General features: G+C 62.8%; 3 protein-coding genes. All 3 read right to left on the bottom strand.

Annotated features, from left to right (window positions below; translation table 11 throughout):
• Positions 1-296, bottom strand: a 296-nt coding sequence (locus AC1D1X_RS21875) for an ABC transporter permease subunit (protein WP_477699171.1), incomplete at its 3' end; no start/stop codon positions are given.
• Positions 297-434: 138 nt separating this feature from the next.
• Entirely contained in the window at positions 435-1,061 is a 627-nt protein-coding gene (locus AC1D1X_RS21870) for a LysE family translocator (protein WP_457280737.1), read from the bottom strand.
• A gap of 182 nt (positions 1,062-1,243) precedes the next feature.
• The coding region (locus tag AC1D1X_RS21865) for an ABC transporter substrate-binding protein (RefSeq protein ID WP_477699170.1) at positions 1,244-1,962 on the bottom strand (719 nt) is incomplete at its 5' end.

Below are 1,962 nucleotides of genomic sequence, written 5' to 3'. Positions count from 1 at the left end.
AGTAACACCTGGTCCAGGTGGTCGCGCTGGTAGAAATGGCGAAACAGCAACCACTCCAAAGCCAGCCCGAAGACGACCGACAGCACCGCGCCCAGCAGGATGGCCAGCGTGAGGCTTCCTGTCAGCGTGCTGAGCGACCAGGCCAKGTAGGCGCCSAKCATGTAGAAGCTGCCRTGMGCCAGRTTGAYSACACCCATGATSCCGAARATCAGCGTSAGSCCGSYGGCCAGCATGAACAGCAGCAGGCCGTACTGGACGCTGTTGAGCAACTGAATGAGGAAGTTGGCTAGATCCATGTGCGCTCTAAAAATTCGGAGACTGTGAATTGACGGCAATGCCAGCCAGCAGGGGCCGCGGAACCGGCTTCGCCGGGCCGCAGGCGCAGCGCCCCCTCGGGGRGCAGAGAGCTACACAAAGTGAGCGAACGTGGGGGCTCATGTATGTCGGCGAGTGAATAGGAGCAGGCTGCCCATCAGGGTAAAGAGGCCACCCGAAACGCGGTTAAACCAGCGCACGGCCCGGCTGGATCTCAGCAGCGGTGCGATGCGCGCCACGCCCAAGGCGCAGCCGGTCAGCACGGTGAACTCAAACGCCATGAAGGTGAGGGCGAGGATGGCGAACTGCGGCACAAAGGGCGCGGCCGGATTCAAAAATTGCGGGAAGAACGCGGCAAAGAACAGGACCGCTTTGGGGTTGCTGGCGCCGACCAGGAAGCCGCGCAGGAAAAACGAACGGCGCTGGGCTGGTGCTTCACCTGCGGCAGGATCAAAGACAGCCGCTTCACTGCGGAAGGTCTTGATCCCCAACCAGATCAGATATGCAGCGCCAATCACCTTGGCTACGGTAAAGGCGGTTTCAGACGCCGCCAGCAACGCGCCTAGTCCCATGGCCGACAGCAGCATCACACACAGCACCGCGCTGACGCTTCCAGCCACCGAAGTCATGGCCTTGCGCGGACCATGGTTGAGCGCATTCGTCATGCACATCAGCATGGTCGGGCCGGGTGTGAGGATCAGCAGGGCGACTGCTGCGACGTAGAGGAGGTAGGTAGTGAGCGTCATGGTGAGGATGCTACAAGACAGAAAGCACACCTCATACCAGTTTTACCTAAGAATGAGGCGGGGCGGCCCATGTGACTTCATACCAGCATGAGCCGCGGGACTGGCTTTGCCAGACCGCAGGCGGGCGGCCCCCTCGGGGGGCAGGGAGCTACACGAAGTGAGCGACCGTGGGGGCCACGTCTTCAGGCCATCTTGCAGCCGGCGCCCGAGTCGGCCAGCGCCTTGGCTGCCACACCAATCACCTTGTTTTCCTTGTTCTCGACCACGCGCAGGTACATGTCCTGCACAGGGTTGTGCGACGGGCTCATGGTCCACTTGCCGCGCGGGCTGTCGATGACGGCGCCTTCCAGGGCTTTGTAGAGGGCCGGCTTGCTGCTCAGGTCGCCCTTCACCGCGTTGGCGCCCTGAATCAGCAGCAGGCCGGTGTCGTAGCCCTGCACGGCGTAGACGTCGGGCTGCAGTCGGAAGGTCTTGGCGTAGCTCAGGCGGAACTGGCCATTGCGCTGCGTCGGTAGCGAGTCGCTGTAGTGCATGGTCGTGATGATGCCGTTGGCAGCGGGGCCGGCGGCCTCGAGCACGCCTTCTGTCAGGAAGCCGGAGCCGTACAGGGGAATTTTTTCCTTCAGGCCCGAGGCGGCGTAGTCCTTGATGAATTTGGCCGCGCCGCCGCCGGCGAAGAAGCAGGCCACGGCGTCAGGCTTGAGCGCGGCGATTTCGGTCAGCAAGGCCTGGAATTCGACCTGCGGGAAGGGCAGGCCGAGCTCCTTGACGATGGTGCCGCCCGCAGCGGTATAGCTTTCCTTGAAGCCTTCAAAGGCCTCGTCGCCTGCGGCATATTTCCAGGTGATCCACACAGCCTTTTTGTGGCCGCGGTCAACCATGGCCTTGCCCAGCGCGCGCG

The sequence above is a fragment of the Polaromonas sp. P1_G4 genome (genome assembly GCF_056405475.1).
The sequence above is the reverse complement of the archived record's forward strand: the minus strand, read 5'-3'. Positions and strand labels throughout refer to the sequence as shown.